The 460-nt window shown below is 62.2% G+C and carries 1 protein-coding gene and 1 pseudogene; both read left to right on the forward strand.

The features are described from left to right. Nucleotides 1-260, forward strand: a pseudogene (locus HUO12_RS14380) (hypothetical protein); the annotation flags it as partial. Then, the coding region (locus HUO12_RS14385) for a translation initiation factor IF-2 associated domain-containing protein (protein WP_176274500.1) at nt 257-460 on the forward strand (204 nt) is incomplete at its 3' end. The pseudogene HUO12_RS14380 and the gene HUO12_RS14385, both read left to right, overlap by 4 nt.

Raw genomic sequence — 460 nt, forward strand, 5'->3', positions numbered from 1 at the left:
GGCGCGTGGGAATGGACCGTGAGGGAAGCGGTGAAGGCGGAATCGCCTTGCCGGTGGACCGAGAGGCCCTATCTATGGCATTGGGGCGCGAAAATGCGGTCCATGCCGCGATTTTGGGGGAGAAGGCCGCAGCACGCGTCCTGCAACATCTCGCCCGCTGGCTAAATTATACCGGATGCAGTATCGGTGCCGGCCCCGTTGCCGGGACGGACGATGCTGTGACAGATGACGAAGACCTTAGGAAGACTGCTGTTCGATGAGTGAAGAAACCCAAGACAAGCCGAAACTGAGCCGCAAGCCGCTGACCCTGAAGAGGTCGGTCGATGCGGGCCAGGTCGAGCAGCGCTTCAGCCATGGCCGCACGCACAAGGTCGAGGTGGAGGTCAAGCGCAAGAAGCTGGTTGGCAAGCCCGGCCAGGCTGCCGCTGCCGACAAGGCGAAGGAAGAGGCGCTTAATCCG

Source organism: Altererythrobacter lutimaris (genome assembly GCF_013371495.1).
GTDB classification, from domain to species: domain Bacteria; phylum Pseudomonadota; class Alphaproteobacteria; order Sphingomonadales; family Sphingomonadaceae; genus Erythrobacter; species Erythrobacter lutimaris_A.